Source organism: Neptunitalea lumnitzerae (assembly GCF_027924185.1).
GTDB lineage: Bacteria > Bacteroidota > Bacteroidia > Flavobacteriales > Flavobacteriaceae > Neptunitalea > Neptunitalea lumnitzerae.
The window spans coordinates 51110-75462 of record NZ_BRVO01000002.1 but is presented as its reverse complement, the minus strand read 5'-3'; the positions used below and the strand labels follow the sequence as shown (position 1 = coordinate 75462).

At 33.7% G+C, this 24353-nt stretch carries 22 protein-coding genes; 11 read left to right on the top strand and 11 right to left on the bottom strand.

Features of this window, described 5'->3' with window-relative positions:
- Positions 1–13: 13 nt before the first annotated feature.
- The gene (gene dnaN, locus Y10_RS07895) at positions 14–1132 is read left to right on the top strand and encodes a DNA polymerase III subunit beta (protein ID WP_281764844.1); all 1119 of its coding nucleotides are present in this window, start codon (positions 14–16) and stop codon (positions 1130–1132) included.
- Between the two features lie 81 nt (positions 1133–1213).
- Here dnaN and Y10_RS07890 read toward each other — a convergent pair whose 3' ends face one another.
- Together Y10_RS07890 and Y10_RS07885 are read right to left on the bottom strand one after the other, a co-directional pair.
- Positions 1214–2047 (bottom strand): universal stress protein, encoded by an 834-nt coding sequence (locus tag Y10_RS07890; protein ID WP_281764843.1) that lies wholly within the window; start codon positions 2045–2047, stop codon positions 1214–1216.
- Positions 2048–2224: 177 nt separating this feature from the next.
- The gene (locus Y10_RS07885; protein ID WP_281764842.1) at positions 2225–3139 is read right to left on the bottom strand and encodes a sialate O-acetylesterase; all 915 of its coding nucleotides are present in this window, start codon (positions 3137–3139) and stop codon (positions 2225–2227) included.
- A gap of 79 nt (positions 3140–3218) precedes the next feature.
- Here Y10_RS07885 and Y10_RS07880 point away from each other — a divergent pair, with 79 nt between their 5' ends.
- From Y10_RS07880 to Y10_RS07840, 9 genes are all read left to right on the top strand, one after another.
- Positions 3219–4298 (top strand): DUF748 domain-containing protein, encoded by a 1080-nt coding sequence (locus Y10_RS07880; RefSeq protein WP_281764841.1) that lies wholly within the window; start codon positions 3219–3221, stop codon positions 4296–4298.
- Between the two features lie 85 nt (positions 4299–4383).
- Positions 4384–4905, top strand: a complete 522-nt coding sequence (locus tag Y10_RS07875) for a hypothetical protein (protein WP_281764840.1) — start codon at positions 4384–4386, stop codon at positions 4903–4905.
- Positions 4906–4907: 2 nt separating this feature from the next.
- Positions 4908–5651, top strand: a complete 744-nt coding sequence (locus tag Y10_RS07870) for an LVIVD repeat-containing protein (protein ID WP_281764839.1) — start codon at positions 4908–4910, stop codon at positions 5649–5651.
- Positions 5652–5705: 54 nt separating this feature from the next.
- Positions 5706–6383, top strand: a complete 678-nt coding sequence (trmD, locus tag Y10_RS07865; protein ID WP_281765690.1) for a tRNA (guanosine(37)-N1)-methyltransferase TrmD — start codon at positions 5706–5708, stop codon at positions 6381–6383.
- A 172-nt stretch (positions 6384–6555) separates the two neighbouring features.
- Complete coding sequence (gene rplS / locus Y10_RS07860; RefSeq protein ID WP_281764838.1) at positions 6556–6906, top strand: 50S ribosomal protein L19; 351 nt, start codon at positions 6556–6558, stop codon at positions 6904–6906.
- A 306-nt stretch (positions 6907–7212) separates the two neighbouring features.
- Positions 7213–7857: a hypothetical protein gene (locus tag Y10_RS07855; RefSeq protein ID WP_281764837.1), complete on the top strand. Its 645-nt coding sequence runs from the start codon at positions 7213–7215 to the stop codon at positions 7855–7857.
- Positions 7858–8104: 247 nt separating this feature from the next.
- Positions 8105–10321, top strand: a complete 2217-nt coding sequence (locus Y10_RS07850; protein WP_281764836.1) for an NADP-dependent isocitrate dehydrogenase — start codon at positions 8105–8107, stop codon at positions 10319–10321.
- A gap of 89 nt (positions 10322–10410) precedes the next feature.
- Positions 10411–11226: an N-acetylmuramic acid 6-phosphate etherase gene (murQ, locus tag Y10_RS07845; RefSeq protein WP_281764835.1), complete on the top strand. Its 816-nt coding sequence runs from the start codon at positions 10411–10413 to the stop codon at positions 11224–11226.
- Entirely contained in the window at positions 11213–11470 is a 258-nt protein-coding gene (locus tag Y10_RS07840) for a DUF6095 family protein (protein WP_281764834.1), read from the top strand. Before murQ ends, Y10_RS07840 begins: the two co-directional genes overlap by 14 nt.
- On the opposite strand, the gene Y10_RS07835 is transcribed toward Y10_RS07840, so the two are convergent.
- Positions 11460–12479, bottom strand: coding sequence for an arginase family protein (locus tag Y10_RS07835; protein WP_281764833.1), 1020 nt, complete (start codon positions 12477–12479; stop codon positions 11460–11462). The genes Y10_RS07840 and Y10_RS07835 overlap by 11 nt on opposite strands.
- A gap of 168 nt (positions 12480–12647) precedes the next feature.
- Here Y10_RS07835 and Y10_RS07830 point away from each other — a divergent pair, with 168 nt between their 5' ends.
- Positions 12648–13559: a hypothetical protein gene (locus Y10_RS07830; protein WP_281764832.1), complete on the top strand. Its 912-nt coding sequence runs from the start codon at positions 12648–12650 to the stop codon at positions 13557–13559.
- A gap of 57 nt (positions 13560–13616) precedes the next feature.
- On the opposite strand, the gene hutI is transcribed toward Y10_RS07830, so the two are convergent.
- The 8 genes from hutI to Y10_RS07790 all read right to left on the bottom strand — a co-directional run bounded on the left by hutI (position 13617) and on the right by Y10_RS07790 (position 24349).
- On the bottom strand, positions 13617–14852 hold the full coding sequence (hutI, locus tag Y10_RS07825) for an imidazolonepropionase (protein ID WP_281764831.1): 1236 nt from the start codon (positions 14850–14852) through the stop codon (positions 13617–13619).
- Positions 14853–14921: 69 nt separating this feature from the next.
- Positions 14922–16328: a dihydrolipoyl dehydrogenase gene (gene lpdA, locus Y10_RS07820; protein ID WP_281764830.1), complete on the bottom strand. Its 1407-nt coding sequence runs from the start codon at positions 16326–16328 to the stop codon at positions 14922–14924.
- Positions 16329–16463: 135 nt separating this feature from the next.
- Positions 16464–17774: a TolC family protein gene (locus tag Y10_RS07815; RefSeq protein WP_281764829.1), complete on the bottom strand. Its 1311-nt coding sequence runs from the start codon at positions 17772–17774 to the stop codon at positions 16464–16466.
- Complete coding sequence (locus Y10_RS07810) at positions 17764–20865, bottom strand: efflux RND transporter permease subunit (RefSeq protein WP_281764828.1); 3102 nt, start codon at positions 20863–20865, stop codon at positions 17764–17766. The genes Y10_RS07815 and Y10_RS07810 overlap by 11 nt, the downstream gene beginning before the upstream one ends.
- Before the next feature lie 18 nt (positions 20866–20883).
- On the bottom strand, positions 20884–21918 hold the full coding sequence (locus Y10_RS07805) for an efflux RND transporter periplasmic adaptor subunit (RefSeq protein ID WP_281764827.1): 1035 nt from the start codon (positions 21916–21918) through the stop codon (positions 20884–20886).
- Positions 21919–21928: 10 nt separating this feature from the next.
- A complete protein-coding gene (locus Y10_RS07800; RefSeq protein ID WP_281764826.1) occupies positions 21929–22531 on the bottom strand; it encodes a TetR/AcrR family transcriptional regulator in 603 nt (200 codons plus the stop codon).
- Positions 22532–22788: 257 nt separating this feature from the next.
- The gene (locus Y10_RS07795) at positions 22789–23163 is read right to left on the bottom strand and encodes a TonB-dependent receptor plug domain-containing protein (RefSeq protein WP_281764825.1); all 375 of its coding nucleotides are present in this window, start codon (positions 23161–23163) and stop codon (positions 22789–22791) included.
- A 97-nt stretch (positions 23164–23260) separates the two neighbouring features.
- Positions 23261–24349 carry an AMP-binding protein gene (locus Y10_RS07790; protein ID WP_281764824.1) on the bottom strand — a complete coding sequence of 363 codons (1089 nt, stop codon included), beginning with the start codon at positions 24347–24349 and terminating at the stop codon, positions 23261–23263.
- Positions 24350–24353: the final 4 nt, after the last annotated feature.

Below are 24353 nucleotides of genomic sequence, written 5' to 3'. Positions count from 1 at the left end.
AACCGAACAATTAATGAAATTTATAGTCTCAAGTTCGTACTTATTAAAGCAACTTCAAGTATTAGGAGGTGTTATTAATAATAGCAATACATTGCCGATTCTGGACAATTTTCTATTTGAAATTTCCAGCAATCAATTAACAGTTTCCGCATCGGATTTGGAAACCACCATGACCACTACTTTAGAAGTAGAATCGGAATCTGAAGGAAGTATTGCAGTACCTGCAAAACTATTACTAGATACGTTAAAAACTTTTCCTGAGCAACCACTTACTTTTGTAGTGGAAGGAAACAACACTGTAGAAATTAGCTCTAACCATGGTAAATATGCATTAGCATATGCTGATGGTGAGGAATTCCCTAAAACGGTGAATTTATCAGACCCTAGTTCTACAACTATTATGGGTGATATCTTAGCTACTGCTATTAGCAAAACTATTTTTGCTACCGGTAACGATGATTTAAGACCTGTAATGAGTGGTGTATTTTTCCAATTCTCTCAAGAGAATTTAACGTTTGTAGCGACAGATGCTCACAAACTTGTAAAATATCAACGTACAGATGTTACGGCAAGTCAAGTAGCTGAATTTATTATGCCTAAAAAACCTTTAAACTTATTAAAAGGTATTTTAGCAGGTAGCGAAAGTGATGTACTTATTGAGTACAACGAAAGCAACGCTAAATTTACATTTGATAATGTAGAGTTGGTATGTAGATTAATAGATGGTAAATACCCTAACTACGAAGCGGTAATACCAAAAGAGAATCCTAATAAACTTACTATTGACCGTACGCAGTTTCTTAGCTCGGTAAAAAGGGTTTCTATTTTCTCTAATAAAACTACACATCAAATACGCTTGAAAATTGCTGGTGCTGAGTTAAATATTTCTGCAGAAGATATTGACTACAGTAACAAAGCAGAAGAAAGACTTACATGTGACTACAGAGGAGACGATATGCAAATTGGCTTTAACTCTCGTTTTTTAACAGAGATGTTAAACAACTTAGGTGCAGATGAAGTAACGCTGGAAATGTCATTACCAAATAGAGCAGGTATTTTAAACCCTGTAGACGGATTGGATGAAGGTGAAACAATTACCATGCTTGTAATGCCGGTAATGTTAAACTCGTAACTAACCAACCTTAATATATCTAAAAACCGCCATTTAGTTTCACTAATGGCGGTTTTTTATTTTATCAAAGTTGAGTTTTCTTTATTTTATACTCATCAAAGGAATTCTTGTTTGAGACTCCATACGCTTAACTAAATCTTTATGAAATAATTCACGTAACTTACTTTGTACCTTACGCTCTTTCATAATAATTAGATCTGCTTTTTGAGCATCAATAAAATTGAAAAGCCCTCGTAAAATATCTTCGTTATATACTACATCAAAAGTTTTAGTTGCATAGTCAACATCGTCATTTAACAGCTCCATAAAAGCAGCTATAGACTTTAACTTTTCATCTGTTTTCTTTTCTGCAATGTGTACCACTTTAAGGGTAGCCCCTACTTCTTTTAAAAACGGAACTACTTTTTTAATGGTAGATACATCTGTAGTGTCTAATGAAGTTGCAAAAACAGCTGTTTTAAAATCTTTTAAGGCTGCAGTTTCTGGTACTGCTATCACAGGAATATCAATGCTAGAAATTAACGATTGTGTAGTACTACCCATAAAAAATTCTTGTACAGGATTCATACCATGCACCCCTAATAATATTGCATCAAAATCATTTTTTAACACATACGCTTTAAGGGTTTCCTCTATATCGTCTCCCTTTTCAGTATCAAAGATAATTTTGTCAGCCTTTTCTTTTCCAAGGTGCTGTTCGCAAAATTCAGAAAGTAATTTTTTATAGGCTCCTGTTGGTCCTTTTTCGAAATCTTCAAAAGCTGGTTTTGGCACATCACTATTCCAAATAGTTGGGTATTCCAATATATTCAAAACAGTTAAAGAAGCTCCTGTTACTTCACTCAAGTAATTAGCGTATTTAAGTGCCGAAACAGAATTTTTCGAATAATCTGTTGCATATAGAATTTTGTTCATGACGTTTTCTTTTACTTTTAAATTATATATAAACTTACAATAATTATAACGGTTTAAAAATAATATTAATCAATAAAATCTATTAAAAAGTATTTTTTATCTAATATTTAAACTAGACCTCTTGAGCTACCAAAACACTGAAATCAAAAAATTACGTTTACACTAGCCCATTAATAACTATTTCATAAGTTCTAACATTTTAAATGCAAATTGTTTCCCAAAATCAATATAACCTTCTGTATCGTAGTGCCAAGTATCAGAATATTTGTAATATCTAGTGGTTCTTACTATAGCAGCGTTGCCATCAGTTCTTGCAAACTTTTCTTGAGCATACTGAACCAACTCTCCATATGTCCATACTTTACCAGTATCACTATTCCATGAGTCTGAAATTTTACCTATCACTACAGGTAAGTCATTACTAAGCATTGAAGCTCTTAGTAACCCCATTAAATTTTTAAGATTACCATAATACCCCATAGCCACCTTCTCATCATAAGTAGCATCTTGCTCCCCTTGCATCCATAAAATACCAGCAGGTATCAACCTATCTTCTTTTCCATCTCCGTCAATATCTTTAACACTCATGGCGTTTTGCATAGTATTTAAAAAATAATCGTATTGGTTCAATCCTTTTTTCCCTTTCATATCAGGTTCCCAACAACCTGCCCAATCATTAGAAGCAAGACTATCTATAGAGGTACCTCCCCTAGCATATTTTATAATGGCAATTTTTTTATCAGGATATTTTTGTTTTAAGGTATATGCAAAGCTTAATTCTACACCAAATCGTTCCGAATAATTATTCTTCTTACCGTCAGATGTAAATTTACTACCATGCCCTGGCTGTAAAGGCGCCCAAATACCCAAACCTCCACCAGTTTCTGTACCATCATTTACAGAATTGCCGTCAAAAATATAAATGTCTTTCATTTTTTTACTAAGAGAATCAGGTAATTCCTTTACATAACCATATCCTACCATATTAGATTGCCCTCCTAAGTAGAACAATAAATAATCATTTCCTTTTTTCTGTGCGGAACCAATAAAGGCAAATAACCCAAGAGCTAGGGTTAAAATCAATTTTTTCATTTTAAGATAGATTTATAAACCGTTTTCAAAAAGTTTAACTAGTTAAACAGTAATTTCATACAATTAAAGAAAAAATAGGATGTCTAAAAAGAAAAAAACACGAAATATATTTTTGATAATTGTAGCACTTTTGCTGGTGTTTAGACTACTATTACCCACTATAGTAAAAAACTATGTAAATAACACTTTAGCCGATTTACCTGGGTATTATGGGCACGTAGAAGATATTGACATTGCTCTTATTAGAGGAGCCTATGTTATACATGAGCTAAACCTAGATAAGGTTAATGGCAACAACAACATACCATTTCTAAATTTTAAAAAAACGGATATTTCCATTCAATGGAAATCCCTTTTTAAAGGAAAAATTGTTAGTGAAATAGAAATGTATAAACCTACTGTAAATTACATATTAGAAGAGCAGCAACAAGACACCATAGCTCCTTCTAACGAAGATTGGACAAAAGCGCTAACTGATTTAGTTCCTATAGACATTAACACACTAATGGTAAATAATGGCTCATTCTCCTTCATGCAATTAAATAAAGAACCAGATATAGATTTAATCTTACAGAATATAAACTTAACAGCCACCAATCTGAAAAATGTAACAGACCAACAAAAAAAACTTCCCTCTACCATTAAAGGTACAGCTGTTAGTTTTGGCGAAGGAAACGTAAGCCTCAATGGCAGGTTGAATTTATTAAAAGAAATACCTGATTTAGATTTGGATTTTAAATTAGAAGAGGCAGATGTAACCGCCTTAAATGATCTTACACTAGCTTATGCTGGTATTGATTTTGAAAAAGGTTCATTTGACCTTTATAGTGAAATGGTTATAAACGATGGATATTTAAAAGGATACTTTAAACCCATTTTTACAAAGGTCAAAATACTAGACTCCTTTAAAAAAGAAGATAGTAGTATATTTAAAAAACTATGGGAAGGTTTTGTAGGTGTTTTTAAATTCTTATTTAAAAATCACAAAGAAGATACCCTTGCAACTAATATTAATGTAGAGGGAGACTTAAATAACGTAGACTCATCGGGTATTTTTCATACCATAGGAGGTATTTTAAAGAATGCCTTTATTGAAGCTTATAAAAAAGATATTGACAGAGATATTGAATTTGAAAATGTATCTATTAAGGAGAATTAAAACACCACTGTTATTTAATTTTCTAATTTCCAATTAAGTAAGCAACCTTTTTATGATTAGAGCATCTTGTAGAAAACTCTATTTCATGAAAAAAACATTCATTCTTTTAAGCACACTAATACTATTAGTAAGTGCACAAAGTTGTTGGTATGAACCCAATGACGAAGTTGATATTGTAAATGTTGATTCTTTTGAATTATCTATGTACAACCCTGTTTACATGACACGAGATGCGCTACAGGAGAGTGTTGCAATTACTCCAAGCAAATCAATTGAAAATAGCGGAAAAATTTATGTAAAAGACAACTTCTTATTTATAGGTGAAAAGTATGAAGGTTTTCACGTTTTCAACAACGCAAATCCTGCCAACCCAAATCAGATAGCTTTTATTCAAGTACCTGGAGCTACAGATATTGCCATTAAAAACGATGTCATTTACATTAATAATGCAATAGATTTAGTAGCACTACAAATGGATTATGCTTCAGAAACTATTCAAATAACAAAGCGTATTGAAAATGCCTTTCCTCAAATGCTATCTCCAGATGGATATCAATTTTATGAAGGAAACGATCAAATTATAGTAAACTGGACCTTAAAAGAATAATCATGAAAAAACTTTACATCTCTTTTTTTACCATTATGCTATTAATGGCTTGTAGTCAAGATAGTGATTCCTTCAGTTCTTCTAATTTAAGTAGTGATACCGGTAAAGCAGGTTCTTTAGCTAGGTTTATTGTTGTAGGAGACTACATGTACACAGTAGATCACAGTAACCTAAAAGTATTTAGCGTAACTAATAACACCAATCCGGTTTTAGTAAATACCGTAAACATAGGTTTTAATATTGAAACTATTTTTAACTACCGTAACTACTTATACATTGGCTCTAATAACGGTATGTACATTTATGCTATAGACAATGCAGAAATGCCAAGTTATTTAAGTGAAGCATGGCATTTTACTTCGTGTGACCCCGTTGTTGCTAACCTAACACACGCTTTTGTAACGCTACATTCTGAAACCTGGTGCGGTAACAATATTAATAGCCTAGAAATATATGATGTAACCGATGTAACCAATCCTATATTAATTTCTAGTAGAAATTTAACATACCCAAAAGGTTTAGGATTATACCATAACTATTTAATAGTTTGTGATGACGAAGTAAAAATATTTGATGTCTCAGATCCCGAAGCTTCCGTACTAGTTACAAGTATTAACAAAGAAGCATTTGATGTTATTATAAATGGAAATCAACTGATACTGGTGGGAGACACAGGAGTATATCAATATCTATTAGACAGCAATAACATAGAAAATATAACAGAGCTAAGTACTATTGCTATTTAAATAATAATTCGCATGGTAGCTTAAAAAATTGCACCTTTGCAAAAATATTGCACCATGCGAATTGATATTATCACCGTTTTACCAGAACTTTTAAAAAGTCCGTTTGAAGCTTCTATTTTAAAGAGAGCTATTGAAAAAGGATTAGTAGAGGTACATTTTCATAATCTTAGAGATTACGTTACTGACAATTATAAACAAATAGACGATTACCAATTTGGTGGTGGTGCAGGCATGGTTATGATGATAGAGCCTATTGATAAATGTATTTCTAAGCTAAAAGCAGAACGCACTTACGACGAGATTATTTATATGACTCCTGATGGAGAAACTCTAAACCAAGGCATTGCTAACACAATGTCTTTAAAAGAAAATGTAATTATTCTTTGCGGCCATTATAAAGGAGTAGATCAACGCGTTAGAGATCATTTCATCACCAAAGAAATTTCTATAGGAGATTATGTATTATCAGGAGGTGAGTTAGGTGCGGCAGTATTTTGTGATGCCGTAATACGTTTATTACCGGGAGTTTTAAATGATGAAACCTCTGCCCTAACCGATTCGTTTCAGGATAATTTATTAGCTCCACCAGTATATACAAGACCTTCTGATTATAAAGGATGGAAAGTACCAGAAATATTATTAAGTGGTAATTTTCCAAAGATTGAAGAATGGAGAGAGAAAGAAGCTTACGAGCGCACCAAAACCAGAAGACCTGACCTTTTAGACAAATAAAAGTTAACTTTCTGATTTACAAACAGAAAAAAGTTTCAACTTTCTTTAAAATTTTGATAATAAACTGTTGCACAAATTGATTTAATTACTAATTTTGCAACCACTTTTGGAGTAACCTCTGGCGAGGTACGTGAATGTTGCTTTGAAATAACTTTTTTTAAATGATCTAAAAATGGAATCGTTAATTAAATTTGTACAAGACGAGTTTGTAGCAAAAAAAGAATTTCCTGAGTTTTCTGCAGGTGACACAATTACTGTGTATTACGAAATTAAAGAAGGTGAAAAAACACGTACTCAGTTCTTTAGAGGTGTTGTTATTCAAAAAAGAGGTGCTGGAGCTTCTGAAACTTTCACTATTAGAAAAATGTCTGGTACTGTTGGTGTAGAGCGTATCTTCCCAGTGAACATGCCTGCATTACAAAAAGTTGAAATCAACAAGAGAGGTAAAGTTAGAAGAGCTCGTATTTTCTACTTTAGAGGTCTTACTGGTAAAAAAGCAAGAATTAAAGAAGCTAGACGCTAATTTAAACACGCTGAAAAATATTAAAGCACTGCCAATAGGCGGTGCTTTTTGTTTTAAAATATTACGCAAAAAAATTTAACAATTTAGTAACATATTGAAAAATAATTAGTATCTTTAGAATACTAAAGTGAAAAACATTCAAAGTTCATTTTTAAATTGAGAACAAACCGGAAGTAATCAAGGGTTACAGTTTAAGCTTAAAAAGTTTAAACGCTGGTTTCGGGAGTTTTCAGAAAAACCCGTACTAATGAAGATTTAGTACGGGTTTTTTTATACCTTAGTCCTACCAACCAATAACTAAAATCAATGACTACAAATGAACAGTACCAATTTTGTAAAAGATGTACAAATCGTAAACTAGATACTAAACAAGGTATCGTTTGTACCCTAACTCATGCAAAACCTACATTCACAGATAATTGTGAACAATTTAATCCGGATCCACAAGTAGAAGCACTCTTAGCTTCAAATGGTAACGTAAACCACGAGCAAATTCTAGCCACAACATATAAAGGCATGTCAATTGCTGAACTAAAACAACATGAGAATTATTCTTTAGCATGCATTGCCGGAGGTATTACTGGTATTATAGGTGCTATCTTGTGGGGACTCATCTCGGTGGCTCTTATGATTCAATTTGGTTATATGGCAATTGCTATAGGAGCTGGTGTGGGATATGTCATGAGAATAACAGGTAAGGGCGTATCACAAAAATTTGCTATTACAGGAGCTTTTATAGCTATTGTTAGTTGTTTCTTGGGTAACGTGTTTAGCTTATTTTTATTAATAGCTAAGTTTGAAGACGTAACATTATTAGAAGTTATTACATACTTAGACTATTCACAACTACCCGATTTACTCACTGAAAACTTTAGCTTTTTTGATGTGCTATTTCCATTAATCGCAGCTTTAGAAGGCTATAAATTTGCAACTATTCCCATCTCAGAATAAAGAGAAAATTCTAGATAGCATAAGAAATTCAATTTTAACATAATACAACGTTTTACACTCTGCATCTCAACCACCATTAAACCATTAAAAATTATGGTTTTGCCAGTATCTTAACATAATTTAATGCATAGTGATAATTTTGTATAGTACTTACCAAAACTATACATAGCTAAATTTTAAAAACGCCTATTAAATTGTATATTTGTTTCCATTTCAAATAAATATAGAGTTATTATAATTAATCCCTATGTCAAATTCAAAAATAATGTATACGATAACGGATGAAGCTCCTATGCTAGCTACTCATTCGTTTCTTCCTATTGTACAGGCATTCACTAAATCATCAGGCATAACATTTGAAACTAAAGATATTTCATTAGCTGGTAGAATTCTAGCTAACTTTTCAGATATGTTACCTGCAGATCAACAAATACCTGATGCACTTGCTGAGCTTGGTGCTTTAGCAACAACACCTGAAGCTAATATTATTAAATTACCTAATATTTCGGCTTCAGTTCCTCAATTAACTGCGGCTATTAAAGAATTACAAGCAAAAGGTTTTGCTTTACCAGATTATCCTTCTGAACCAAAAACAGAAGAAGAAAAAGCTATTAAAGCTACATACGCTAAAGTTTTAGGTTCTGCTGTAAACCCAGTTTTAAGAGAAGGTAACTCTGACCGTAGAGCTCCTAAAGCTGTTAAAAATTATGCAAAAGCACACCCACATAGTATGGGAGCTTGGACATCAGATTCTCAATCGCATGTTGCTTCTATGTCTGAGGGTGATTTTTACGGCAGTGAAAAATCAGTGACTATTGCTGAGCCTACTACTTTTACGATTTCGTTTGAAGGTAAAGATGGTGCTACGAAAGTATTAAAAGATGCTAGCCCATTAGAAGCTGGTGAAATTATAGACAGCTCAGTGATGAGCATGAGCAAACTTAAAGCATTTATTGCTAAAGAGGTTGCCGATGCTAAAGCTTCTGGTGTATTGTTTTCTGTACACTTAAAAGCTACTATGATGAAAGTTTCGGATCCGTTAATTTTTGGTGCTTTTGTTGAAGTATTCTTCAAAGATGTTTTTGAAAAATACGCTGATACGTTTAGTACTCTTGGAGTTGATACTAAAAATGGATTAGGTGATGTATATGCTAAAATAGATGGTACTGAAAAACAAGCTGAGATTGAAGCTGCTTTGGAAGCTGCTATTGCAGCCGGTCCAGATTTAGCAATGGTAAATTCTGATAAAGGAATTACAAACTTACACGTACCTTCTGATGTTATTATTGATGCATCTATGCCAGCTATGATTAGAACTTCTGGTCAAATGTGGAATAAAGAAGGTAAAAGTCAAGATACAAAAGCAGTTATACCAGACCGTTCATACGCAGGTGTATACCAATCTACTATAGATTTTTGTAAAGCAAACGGTGCATTAGACCCAACTACTATGGGAAGCGTTTCTAACGTTGGTTTAATGGCTAAAAAAGCTGAGGAATATGGTTCACATGATAAAACATTCCAAATGGATGCTGAAGGTACTGTAAAAGTAACCGATGGTAACGGAACTGTTTTAATGGAACAAGCAGTTGCTCCTGGTGATATTTTTAGAATGTGCCAAGTAAAAGATGCTCCTATCCAAGACTGGGTTAAATTAGCAGTTAATAGAGCTAGAGCAACAGATAATCCTGCTGTTTTTTGGTTAGACAAAGAAAGAGCGCACGATGCACAATTAATTACCAAAGTTGAAACATATTTAAAAGACCATGATACAACGGGTCTTGATATTAAAATATTAGCTCCTATTGAAGCTACCACTTTTTCTTTAGAAAGAATTGTAAAAGGGTTAGATACTATTTCTGTTACAGGAAACGTACTTAGAGATTATTTAACTGACCTTTTCCCTATTTTAGAAGTAGGTACTTCAGCAAAAATGTTATCTATTGTTCCTTTAATGAATGGTGGAGGTTTATTTGAAACTGGTGCCGGAGGTTCTGCTCCTAAACACGTAGATCAGTTTACTACAGAAAACCACTTACGTTGGGATTCTTTAGGAGAATTCTTAGCACTAGGAGTTTCTTTAGAGCATTTAAGTGAAACTTACGGAAATGCAAAAGCTAAAGTATTAGCTGAAGCATTAGATGTAGCTACAGAGAAATTCTTAGAGAATGACAAGTCTCCTTCTAGGAAGGTAAATGAGTTAGATAACAGAGGAAGCCACTTCTACCTATCATTATACTGGGCAGAGGCATTAGCAAATCAAACAGCTGATGCAGAGCTTGCAGCTACTTTTGCTCCTGTATATGAAAAAATGCTTGCAGAAGAAACTGTTATTGTTGAGGAGCTTAACAAAGTACAAGGAAAAGCTATGGATATTGGAGGATATTACAAGCCAGATGTTGAGGCTACGTATGCTGCGATGCGTCCAAGTTCAACTTTCAATGCTATTATTGATGCTTTATAGTTTATAAAACGATCCATTATAAAAAAAAGCAACCGTAATACGGTTGCTTTTTTTTATGTTATCACTTCATGAAATTGTAATTTTGTACCATGCAATACGAAAGAACTACCGAAAAAGATTCTAACTACAACAACCTGGAAGAAATGAGTATTTCAGCGTTGTTAAGCGCTATTAATAAAGAAGACCAAACAGTACCTTTAGCAGTAGAAAAAGCAATACGACAAATTGAAAAACTTACCGAACAGATAGTTTTAAAATTAAGACAAGGTGGACGCTTATTCTATATGGGAGCTGGTACTAGCGGACGATTAGGTATTGTTGATGCCTCTGAATGCCCGCCTACCTTTGGTGTTTCTTATGATTTAGTAGTAGGTATTATAGCTGGTGGTGATACTGCTATTAGAAAAGCCGTAGAATTTGCAGAAGATAGCACTACTCAAGGCTGGGAAGACTTACAATCATACAGCATAAGTTCAAACGATGTGGTTGTTGGTATAGCTGCCTCTGGTACCACACCTTATGTAATTGCTGCTCTTGAAAAATGTAATAAAAACGGCATTGTTACCGGATGCATTACTTGTAATGCAGGCAGTCCCTTAGCTAATACTGCACAATACCCTATAGAGGTGGTTGTAGGACCAGAATTTGTAACAGGAAGCTCACGTATGAAGGCAGGTACAGCACAAAAATTAGTGCTTAATATGTTATCTACCACTACCATGATACAACTAGGACGTGTAAAAGGCAATAAAATGGTAGACATGCAATTGAGCAATGATAAATTGGTAGATAGAGGTATTAGAATGATTATGCAGGCCTTACCCATATCTAAAGAAGAAGCTGCTACCCTATTAAATGAACATAAAAATGTACGTAAAGCAATAGAAGCTTATGGCAACAAATAGAGAACTTATAAAAAAAGGTATCACTAGACTATCATTAACATTACTTCCTATATTCATAGGACCTGTAGTGATACATTCTAGTTTCAAAAATCAAGATAAACCCCTTTTCTACCCTATATTAATAATTGGCGTAGCGCTTTGCTTTTTCGGGGTTTATATGGCTTTTAGAGGTTTACAAACTATTGTTAGTGGTTTGTTTAATGATGAGACTCCTCAAAAAATAAAAAAAAAGACTAACGAATAAAATCTGTAATAAGGCAAGATATAAAACTTCCCACTTGTTGCGCTTCATATTTACTACCACTATCTGGTGTTGCTTCAGATATGTGCAAATACGTAGTATTACTACTACTACTAAATTGTGTAACCGAGCGTCTTAACTCCCTAGGTGTAAAACCACTAAAACTTATAGCATCAGAAGGGAAATTAGTCATTACATCACAATCTACTTCTACCCCAAAGGCACTACTCTTTACAAATTCATACGCCCTGTTAAGTTCAAAATCAATTCCTTTTTCTCTTCTAATAAAAAGCTCTTCTAAGGTGGTAAATCTTATAAAGTCTTTATTCTTTTTAATGGTATTTAAAACATACTTTGGTACGTGATTTTCCTGAATACCAAAAATATAATACTTTTTCATAAAGCCTTCTTTTAAAACATACGAAAAAGCATTACCACTATGTCTCCCATTCATTTTTAATAAATCGGCATGGGCATCAAAGTTAATCACGTTTAAAGGTTTATTAAGTGCTAAAGCACATCCTTTAATAATACCGTAGGCATTATTTTGTCCGCCACCAATTATAATTGGTGTTTTACCAGATGCTACTATTTTTTGTACCCAGTAGGTTACTTCTTTATCAATGGTATCAACAATTTTCTTTAACTGTTTAATTCCCTCGGCAGATTCGGTGTTCAGTCCGGCAGCTTCATTTTCCTCATCTACAAAATCAAGATGCCCTAATATTAATAATTTTTTTCCTTTATTAAATCTGTTATGTTGTACATTTAACAAAGCACGTAAAGCTGCTTCCCAAGTATAGGCTGCGTCTCTTACTCCCAATCCGGCTTTAATACCAAGATTTTCAGGTATTCCTAAAACAACATACTTTGCCTTAGATAATTCAAGCTGACTTTCTACAGGATCATTGTCATTTATATAGTCAACCTTTTCGCCTAGTTTAATTTCCCCTTCTCGATGATTGATATATGAATCTATTTTAGGAAAATTATAAGTTTTCAGTTTATTCATCAGAATATTATATTAGCTTTACAAACTTAATGGATTTTATGTTTGAATGATGCCCTTAAATCTATTATCATTTTGTTAAAGATTAAAATTTTGTTTATTAAATTGTGTTAATTTATTTATTATACCAAACATATTTAACTTACTTAGTTTCACTCTAAAAAATTTATTATGACTGACAACAAAACCGACAAGAAGAATAACAGTGTAGCACTGGCTGCCATTATTGTTTTAGCCATTGCTTTAATTGGGCTTAGTATTTTCACATACTCTCAGTACAGCGAAGGAAAAGAAGTAGAAATGGCACTTCAAGCTGATAAAGACTCCTTAAAAGCTGATCTAACTAGAATGAGTAAAGATTATGAAACTCGCTTAGAGGAAAAAGACTCTTTATATGCTGACTTATATGATGATTGGACAGTAGCTAAAAATGAAGTAGACCAATACTTAGATTCTATAAACGGTTTAAAAGTAGATATCAATTCTTTAAGAAGATATAGATATGATGTAAGTCGTCTTAAAAAAGAATACGCTTTATTACAACAAAAATATGATTCTGTTTTAGTACAAAATCAAAGACTAGATAGTTTAAATGTTGCGTTAGATACCAACTTAGGAAAACAAATTAAAATTAGTGATTCCCTAGTAGTTCAAACTACGCAACTTTCGGATAAAGTAGCGTTAGGTTCTGCTTTACAACTATCAGACCTAAAAGTAGATGCTGTTAAAGTTAAAAACAGTGGTAAAATGAAATCTACTCAAAAAGCAAGAAGAGCAGACCGCGTAAAAGTTTGTTTTACAGTAGCTCCTAACAAATTAGCAGAATCAGAAGACAAAAAATTCTATATTAAAGTAGTTGCTCCTGGAGAAAAGATTTTAGGAGAAAACGCTGCTGTAATGGTAGAGGGTAAAGATGCAGTTACCTATACTTCTGTTTCAGAATTCTACTATGAAAATGATGCTTTAGATGTATGTGAATACATTAAAAAACCAGCAGGAGATTTTTCTGAGGGTAAATATTTAATTACGCTATACGATGCTGAATTAAATGAACTAGGAAGCACTAGCTTTACTATGGATTAATTAGTAAAAAAGTACAAAATAAAACAAAAGGGTGTTCATTAGAACACCCTTTTGTCTTTATATAAATTCTCCATGTATCATTACCTTGTCTATTAGCTGCTCACCAAAAGAATAAGGCAAATAATAATAAGAAGGTACAGGTTTTGTAACCATTATATTTGCTTTTTTACCTTTGGTTATGCTACCATACTCTTTTGAAAGATTCATAGCATATGCACCGTTTAGTGTAGCCGCATTAATAGCTTCTTCAGGTGTCATTTTCATTTTAATGCAAGCTGTTGCCACTACAAAGTTCATATTACCACTTGGGGTTGTACCTGGGTTATAATCTGAAGCTAACGCTACAGGTAACCCAGCTTCCATTAATTTCCTAGCAGGCGTATATGGTATGGAAATAAAATAAGAACAACTTGGCAATGCTACAGGCATTGTTTCAGACTCTTTTAATGCTTCAATATCTTTATCTTCCAACACCTCTAAATGATCTACAGATAAAGCATTACACTCCACAGCCATTTGTATACCATCTATTACTGTAAACTGATTTACGTGAATTTTAGGTACCATACCATACTTTTGTGCTGCTTCTATAATACGCTTGGTTTGGTCTACAGAAAAATAACCGGTTTCGCAAAATGCATCAATAAACTCAGCTAAATTTTCTGCTGCCACCTTAGGTAACATGTCATTAATAATTATATCAATGTAGGCTTCCTGATTTTCTTTATACTCAGCCGGAAAAGCATGTGCCCCTAAAAAAGTAGCCTTTATAGGTAATGAAAATTCTTCGCCTAAACGCTTAATCACGCGCAGCATTTTTAATTCTGCTTCAAGGGTAAGTCCGTAACCCGATTTAATTTCAATACCCCCGGTTCCCATTTTCATAACCTCAACCAACCTATGTTTAGATTGCTCATACAATTCTTCTTCAGGTGTTTCCTGTAATTTTTTTGCAGAATTTAAAATACCTCCTCCTCTATTGGCAATCTCCTCATAACTTAAACCGTTTATTCTATCTACAAACTCTTGTTCTCTGTTTCCTGCATAAACTAAGTGTGTATGGCTATCATACCATGTAGGTAACACGATTCTATCGCTACAATCTTCAGTCACATCAAAATCTACCAAAGGCAGTTCTTCCATTTTCCCAAAATCTACTATCACGCCATCACTTACCAACAGGTAAGCATTTTCTATAGACGGTAGTACCTTCATAGCTGCACCTGCTACCCATTTTTCGTCAGGCTCTCTAATTTGAAGTAGTTCCTTAATATTTACAAATAAAGTAGTCATAAATCTTATGGCTTTTATAAGACAAAAGGCTGCATAAGCAGCCTTTTTATCTATCTATTGAATATCTTTTTATGTATGTAATGGTCTGTTTTCAGTAGCCGCCAATGCCGCTTCTTTCACAGCCTCTGCATACGTAGGGTGCGCATGGCTCATTCTAGAAATATCTTCTGCAGACGCTCTAAATTCCATAGCAGTAACAGCTTCTGAAATTAAATCTGCTACACGAGCACCAATCATGTGTATACCCAATACCTCATCAGTAGCTTCATCTGCAAGTATTTTTACAAATCCGTCAATATCCATACTCGCTCTAGCTCTACCTAAGGCTCTCATAGGAAACTGACCCGACTTATACTTAACGCCAGCCTCTTTTAATTGCTCTTCTGTTTTACCAACAGCAGCAACTTCTGGCCATGTATATACAACCCCTGGAATTAAGTTATAATCAATATGAGGTTTTTGTCCTGCTAAAATTTCAGCAACCATAACACCTTCTTCTTCTGCTTTATGCGCAAGCATTGCACCTTTTACAACATCTCCAATAGCGTAGATGTTAGCAGCAGAAGTTTGTAAATGATCGTTTACTTCTATCTGACCTCTATCAGTAAGTTTTACACCTGCAGCTTCCGCATTTAATCCTTCCGTGTACGGACGACGACCTACAGATACTAAACAATAATCTCCTTCAAAAGTAACTTCATTACCTTTTTTGTCATCTGCTTTCACAGTAACAGTATCTCCATCTCTGGTAACTTCTTTTACTTTATGAGAGGTATAGAATTTAAAGCCTTGCTTTTTAAGAACTTTAGTTAACTCTTTAGATAAAGCGCCATCCATTCCTGGAATAATTCTATCCATAAACTCAACTACAGATACCTGTGCACCTAAACGGCTATATACCTGTCCTAATTCTAAACCTATTACCCCACCACCAATAATTACTAAGTGCTTAGGTACTTCTTTCAACTTCAAGGCTTCTGTAGAAGTAATTACTCGTTCTTTATCAACAGAAATAAACGGTAATGACGATGGTTTAGAACCTGTTGCTATAATCGTATTTTTAGCTTCTATTTTTTCTGTACTACCATCTGCTTTAGTAATTTCAACGTGCGTTGCATCTGCAAAACTACCTACACCTTCGTACACATCAATCTTGTTTTTATCCATTAAAAACTGAATTCCTTTGGTAGTTTGGTCTACAACCCCTTGCTTACGAGAAATCATTTTTTCAAGATTTGCTTTTACTTCTCCTGAAATTTCAATTCCGTGCTCATCAAAATGCTTTAAAGCATCATGAAAATGGTGTGTAGAATCTAATAACGCTTTAGAAGGAATACAACCTACATTTAAGCAAGTACCTCCTAATGTTGAATATTTTTCTATTATTGCGGTTTTCATTCCTAGCTGAGCGCAACGAATTGCTGCTACATATCCTCCAGGACCTGAGCCTATAACGGCTACATCATATTGAGTCATAATAAGTTTATTATTTGAAGTCTTTTTTTCTTACCAATTATAACAAAAATACAAATGTTTTCATATTAATGGTAAACAAGACTGTATGTTTTCTGCTAAAAAGTTGTAGATATAACAATAAAATAAATCTTTCTATTAATCTTCTCCTAGCAAATTGTTGGTTCTAAATAAATAAACTACTTCCATTTTTTTATAATTAGCATACGCATTTACTAAATCTGCAGCCGCTTGTTGCTGTAACCGCTGTGCATCTAACAAATCGGTTAAACCAGCTAAACCTGCATTATAATTGTCTGTACTTACCTCTAAATTCTCGGTAGCTTGCTCATTATTAATTTCTGCAAAACGAATTTGTTCATAAGCGTCGGTAAGGTTATACCAGCTTTGTAAAACAGCAACATGCAATTTATCTTTTACATCCTCTAAATTATTTTTAGCTATCTCAATAGCTAATTTATCTTGTTTCACTTTTTGCCTACCTGCTCCCCACCAGTCGGATATAGGGATACTAATTACGCCCATAGCCACAGGTACAAAACGACTATCTATAGCATTATCAAAACTACCAAACTGTGTACCTGATATTCCTACACTTATACTTGGTAACAATTCTGCATTACTTATTTGCACTTGCAACTCCTTAGCTTCAACAGATTTTTGCATTAGTTGGTAGCTACTATTATTAGTAACTACTGTATCTGCAGTTTGGTACGTCAATTTAGGATTATCTACATCTTCAAATTCTGCTAGGGCAACCATTGTGGTATCATACTTCATCCCGGTGTAAAGTGCAAAATCTAACAATGCTAATTTTCGCCCATTGTTTAATTTACTCTTATTAAGCAACAAACGGTTTTTTTCTGCTTTTACCTTTAGTTGGTCATTTCTGGCTATTAAGCCCGCATCTAACAAATCTTGCTGCTGTTCTAACAGCTTATTCAAATATTGTTCGGTACTTTCCAGCACTTTCATTTGTTCTTGTAACTCAATTATATTCCAAAACTTCTGCGAAGTCATTAATACCACAGAGTCCTTAGACTGTGTAGCTTGTATCTTATAAACATCTGATTGTAGTACTGCCATCTCGTTAGCATGTTGTACTTTACCTCCGGCATACAACACCTCATTAGCAGTTACGCTTGCAAAATAAATATTATCTATTCCGGTAGGTACTAATCCTTGTATGGGAGATATAATATCATCAAAACCATACAACCCAATACCCGTGGCACTTATAGAGGGAAAATAATGAGACAGCGCCTCTTTCTTAGCTGCAGCTGCTTGCTCCAATCGTATGTCTCCATTCTTAATAGCCTTACTATAATTTAAGGCTGCTTCTTTACTGTCTTTTAGGGTAAAAGTTTCTTGTGCAGTTAGCATACTACTCAACAAAACAACTAGTATGAATGCAATATATTTACAGTGTACCATTTTATTAGTTTTCATGATTTACGGTTTTATGCTCATCTTCTTTTCTAAAAAACAACCAATACATAACGGGTAATACAAACAAGGTTAAAATCATAGACATCATTAACCCAAAGCAGATAACAGTACCCAAAGGCCCCCACAAGGTAGATCTACTCATAATCATAGGTATAACCCCAACAGCCGCCGCAGATGATGTTAAAAAGATAGGTCGCATTCTTCGTTCGGCCGCATGTATTGCCGCCTCTTTCACAGATTGACCTTCACTTCTAAGCTCATCGGCAAAATCTATTAGAATAATTCCATTTCGTACTACAATACCACACAATGCTAATAAACCTATAAAAGAAGTAAAACCAAACGGATACTGCATTACCATTAAACCTAAAGCTGCACCAAACACACTCAATGGCATGGTTAAAAAACTTAAAAAAGCATGTTTAAAACTCTTAAAGTGCCATATGAGAATAAGGAAGATGATAATTACACTTAACCCTAACGACAGTGCCATTGGCGGTTCGTTCTCTGCTTGCATTTCTAACTCACCTCCATAACCAATTTTAACTCCTTCAGGAAGTTGAATATTCTGTATCTCTTTTTGAATATGAGGTAATATTTCATTAGCAACCATTCCTTTTTTAATATCTACACGAACAGTTAAACATCTCACTCCGTTACGATGCACTAACTGACCTTCATCCCATTTTGGAGATATCTCTGCTACCTGACGTAGTGGAACTACTGTTCTTAGATTGGGAACAATAACCGACAATCTTTCTAGGTCAGAAACACTCATATTATTCGTATGATTAGTTTTCACCCTTATATTAATAGCATAATCATCTTCCCAAATTTGCGAAGCCGTTAATCCTTCTGTATTCATTCCTACCGCATTGGCAATATCTTCTTTGGTAAGTCCTAACCTGCTGGCTTCATCCTTTTTAATTTTAAGATTGATGCCATTTTTGTTTTCGTTAAAACTTGTTCGCACCCAAGTGGTATTAGGTGTAGTCTTAGCTATAGTTTCTATCTTTTCACTAGCATACTTCAAGCTATCTATATCCTCTCCAAAAATTCTAATTTCTATAGGTGCTGGTGCTACAATCATATCTAACTGTTTCATACGCACATAAGCCCCCGGAATACTATCACTGTATTTCTCTTGATACTCTTCCAGAATTTCTTCTGTTGCATCATCGTCTATGGTGTTTACCAAAATTTGTGCATAATTTTTTGCAGGCAACTTAGGAGCATACAATGTGTGAAATCTTGGAGAACTAGTACCAATAAAACTTGCATAAGACACCACTCGCTCATCATTCGCTAATATATCTTCAACATCTTTCACTACATTACCTGTTTCATCTAGGTTATAACCTTCTGGCAACGATATTTCTATAGCCAATTGATTTCTCTCTATAATAGGAAACAACTGTTGGGTAAGTCCTGAAAATAATAACACCCCTACTACAATAGCTCCTATTCCTAAAAACAATGTCAACTTCCATCGTTTCATGGAATTATTAATTTGCTTATTAAAAAATGATTGCAAACGGTCTAACATTGACTTTTTATCCTTTTTCTTTTCCTCATCTTTATGCAATCCTCTTCTAATAAATACTGTATTAAAAAACGGTACTACTACCATAGATATCATTAACGACAAGAATAGCGCTATCATAATAGTAATTGGAAAGTCTCCAATAAAATCTGCCGCTACCCCTTCCATAAAAAAGATAAGCGGTAAAAAAGTAGCCGATATTGCTAGTGTAGCCGTAAATACAGAAGGAAATAATTCAATAGCGCTATTTTTAGCTGCATCCCAAACAGACATACCATGGTCTAGTTTTTCCACGTGATTATCAATCACTACAATAGGATCATCTACCACAATACCTAAAACAACCACCAATGCCGCTAAGGTTACCGTATTTAGCTCTAATCCGCATAAATACATGATGGCCAAAGTTGCTGTAATAGTAATAGGTATAGTAGCCGCTGCTACAGATGCCACTCTAAAAGGCAATAGCAAGATAGCAACAATAATTACCCCTATTAAGGCATATAGAAATTCTTTCATAAAGTGCGTAATAGAATGATCTACTACCGCTGGCTGGTCGGCCAAACGCGTTATGGTTATATCATCTGGTAAGCTCTGTTCTATCCTCGCTAAATTTTCATCTACTTCTTCTCCAAACTGAACAATATTTCTCCCCTTAGCCATTTCCATAGTAATAATCATAGACTTGGCTCCATTTACCCTTATATAAGAATCTTCATCTTCATACTCTCGTGTAATTTCTGCTATATCATTTAAACGAATAGCATTACCATCTTCATCGGTTTTAATAATCTGTTGCGCCAAATCAGATTCTGTGGTGTAAAATGTATCTAAATGAATAGGGCGCTCAATAATTTCTCCCTCTAAAGAACCTGCAGGCACCACATTACCTTGCTTTTGTAAAATTTGCATTACCAACCCAGGGCTAATACCGTAATGAGCTAGTTTTTCGTTATCTATATAAATACCTATTTGCTCCTGCAAATTTCCTGAATGACTAATTTTAGCCATATCATCAATTTGTCGTAACTCATCCTCTATTTCTTTTACATGAGTTTCAAGATCTTTATACGTTCTAGTATCTGATTCTATAGATAAAATAATGGCTGCTGTATCTCCAAAATCACTATTTACAATAACACCTCTTACTGCCTTTGGTAATTCTGTTTGTTGAAACACCAGTAACCCATGCTTTAATTTATTCCAAAACTGCTGAGAAGCATCATGACCAACTCTGTTTTCAATTTCAACATAGATGTACATCATTCCATCTCGGGAGTAAGAATATGTTTTTTCTTTATTTACCTCATTAAAGCTAAACAAATATTCTTCTACCTTGGTAGTAAGGTTTTTTTCTACTTGTTCAGATGTAGCTCCCGGATATACTCCAATTACTAAACCTTGTCTTACTGTAAAATCAGGAAACTCATTTCTTGGCATCATAAATAAACTATAAATACCAAATATTACCAGAACAAAAGCAACTGATAAAGGCACTGCTTTATATTCCATTGCCCAGGCAACAATATTATTTGTTTTATGTTTCATGGATGTTCTACTTCTGGGTTATTTAATAATATTAACTTGTGTACTATCGGTAAGCTTATGGTAACCAGAAACTACAACTTTATCTCCTTTTTTAATACCCTCAGTTATAGCAATACCATTATCATATAAAGCTCCTGTCTGTACTTTTTTTCTATATGCCTTATTATCTGTAGTGGTATATACAAACTTGTTATCTTCTTCATCTACCACAATGGCCTGAATAGGAACTACGATATCATTACCAGATGTTAAACTTTTAAAATAAGCGTTGCAAACCATACCAGGTTTTATCTTTTGATCTGGATTATGAATAGTTACGCCTGCCGTATATACAGGTGTCCCTCTTTCAGAAACAATAGCTACATCTGATATAGTACCTGTGAATTTAGTATTCCCTAGAGCCGGTATTTGTATAATAACCGTATCTCCCTTTTGTGTTTTATTAATTTCGTTGTCGGGTACGGGTAGTTCTGCCTTTACCTTTTCAATTTGTTCTATTACTACCACTGGTACTCCCGGACTACCTAAATCTCCCGGATCTAAAAACCTATTGCTTATGTACCCATCCATAGGAGCTTTTAGTTTGGTGTATTGCATTTGCTCATACGTAGCATTGGCTGCAGCTTGTGCCTGCTCATACTTAGATTTTGCGTCTAACATTTTAATTTCTGCAATACTTCCTTTTTTATAGACCGCTAAAATTCTATCGTAATTCTCTTTGGCTAAATCGGCCTGTGCTTTTTGAGCGGCATATCTGTTTTGATAAATAACAGCATCCATGGTTGCAACTAAACTTCCTTTAGAAACAAAATCACCTTTATCAACCATTACATTCTGTACGGTACCTGATACCTGAAATGATAAGGTTACCGATTTATCTGCTTTAATGGTTCCACTATACGTAATAGGACTATAATCAGTTTCCGTGCCTACAGTCAGTACTTTTACATTAACAGGTTTTTGCTCTTTTACTACCTTCTCTTCTTTACAGGAAAAAAATACCATACTTGCCAAAAGCAAGCATAAGGGTTTAGTTACATTTAAAGTTCTCATAGCTTATTATTTAATATTGTAATCCTTTTACCAATAGGTTAGCCAACCAGTCTAATCGGCTATTTAAATCATCAATAGCATCAAACAGAAAAAACTCCTTTTCAAGTGCACTTAGTGCGGTTACAATAGTTTTTACCAAAAACTCTCGATCACTATCCGTCATTTCAGGAACATCTCCATTCTCTATTCCCCACAAAATAATTTGGTTATAGATTTGAAATTCTTTCTCTGTACTAATGTTATGAATTTGAAAAAAGATATCTCTGTTATCTCTTAAATCTTGTATTAAATGATAATATTGTTTCTCCTTTAATTGGAGTCTTTCTAATTTGGTGCTGGTATAAATAACCAGATTTTCTTTTAAAGAATTAGCCGGACGAACTTTATCGGTAGCAGGAATAATAACATCCATAAATTCTTCAGATATTAAATCTAGAAAAACTTCCATTTTATTCTTATAATAATAATAAAGCGTGCTTCTCCCCATTTTAGAGGCCCGTGCGATATCATCCATAGTTACTTTAGACAAACCAAATTGTCTAAAAACTTCTTTAGAAGCACTTAATATTTCGCGCTTCTTTCCTTGTGTCTTATCTTCTATCAAAATGCTCATTCGACAAAAATACGAAATATGTCGAAAATTAAATGTATATAAAAAGTTAAAGCTTCCCATTCATTATAGGAAGCTTTAACTTTACTTAAAATCTCAATATCGGCGCTTTAAATGAAAGTATTATATATAAGGAAACTAAAGATCGAGTAAAAAATAGTCTCAAAACTCATTTCATTTTATCTTCATCTGTTTTGAGACTATTCTCCCGAACCCTTAATTTTAATATAACAATTTTCCTGCCAAAAACAAATTATAAATCAATCATTAACAGGAATATAAGTATTAGTATTAGGCAATACCTTGATACTTTCTATATCTGCAGGGTTCAGCATTTGTAATGCCTCCATAGTAGTTCTAACTCCGTCAATATAAACTATGTTTGTTTCTTGGTTTCTAATACTCATTTGTTGTATTTGCCCAAACTGATCTAAAATTACCTGTACACTAGGCACTTTACAATTCAACTGATTGGCTACATCTTGCCAAGTGTTTAAAACAATATTATTGGTAGTTATGGTATACTCAGCTATTGTTTCATTATTTGTAATGGCTATATTTTCACTAGTATTTGTTTGCGAAAAACTCTTATAACCAATAAAAATAAAAACGACTGTAAAAAAAATTGACTTCATAGTTTTGATATTTATTATTATCAAACTTATGAAGTCAATCTGCCTACTTCCACTAACAATGAGTAAAGTAGCCTTATTAGTAAGTTATTACTACCTTTTAATGAGTATTTACTTTTTCTAAAGTTTCTTTTCTAAGAATTTTATCATTTAAAGTTCTAACAAATTTAGGTACCATTACAACTTCTTTAGGTTTAGCATATTTCTCTAAGTCTGCTTCCTCAATCTGTTTTTTAATAATATCTTCAGTTTCTGGTTTACTACATTCTACAACTAAAACCAATTTCTCTCCTAAATTTTCATCAGGTACTCCAGTAACAAAAAATGGTTTTTTAATAGTATCAAGTTTTGCTTCTACTCGTTCAGGGAATAGTTTAATACCACCAGAATTAATAGCATTATCTATTCGTCCTAACCATTCAAATTTACGCTTGGTTATAATATTTACAACATCATTAGTTACTACAGGCTCATCTGAAAGGTGCGGTGCTGTTATTACCAAACAACTACGCTCATCTGTGCTAATAGCAACATCTGGCATTACTTTAAAATAACTATATTCTTTTCCTTTCTTAAATTTATTTACCTTTCTAGAAGCTATATGGGTAATAGTCTCGGTCATTCCATAGGTTTCATAAATATAAGAAGATACATTCTGTAATTCTTCCTTTAAACTTGGTGTTAACGGTGCTCCACCTACAATAATTCTCTTTACTCTAGGCAATTCTTCTAAAGAAAATTTTACTTGCATAGGCACCATAGCACAAAAATCATATTCTTTTTCGTTATATAGTAGAGGATACTTATCTGGCGGAACCAAATCTATCTCTAACCCTAAAATCATTGCTCTTACTAACATCATTTTACCTGCAATATACTCTGCAGGTAAACAATGCAATGCACGCTGCCCAACTTCTAATTTAAAATGATTACCCGTAGCTAATGCCGAGTTTACCATCTTATCTTTACTTAATTGAATTCTCTTAGGAGTTCCTGTAGAACCAGAAGTTTTAACCGTTACAAATTCATTGTCATCTAACCAGTCTAACAAAAAGTTACCTATTTCTCTCTCAAAAGGTCTCCCCTCTTTAATAAAAGTATAAGCCACATCTTTTAAGTCTGTTCTAGAAAAATGATACCCGTTAAGTTTAAATCTGTTGTGAATATTTTTAAATCCAGGTGTTTGCATTGCT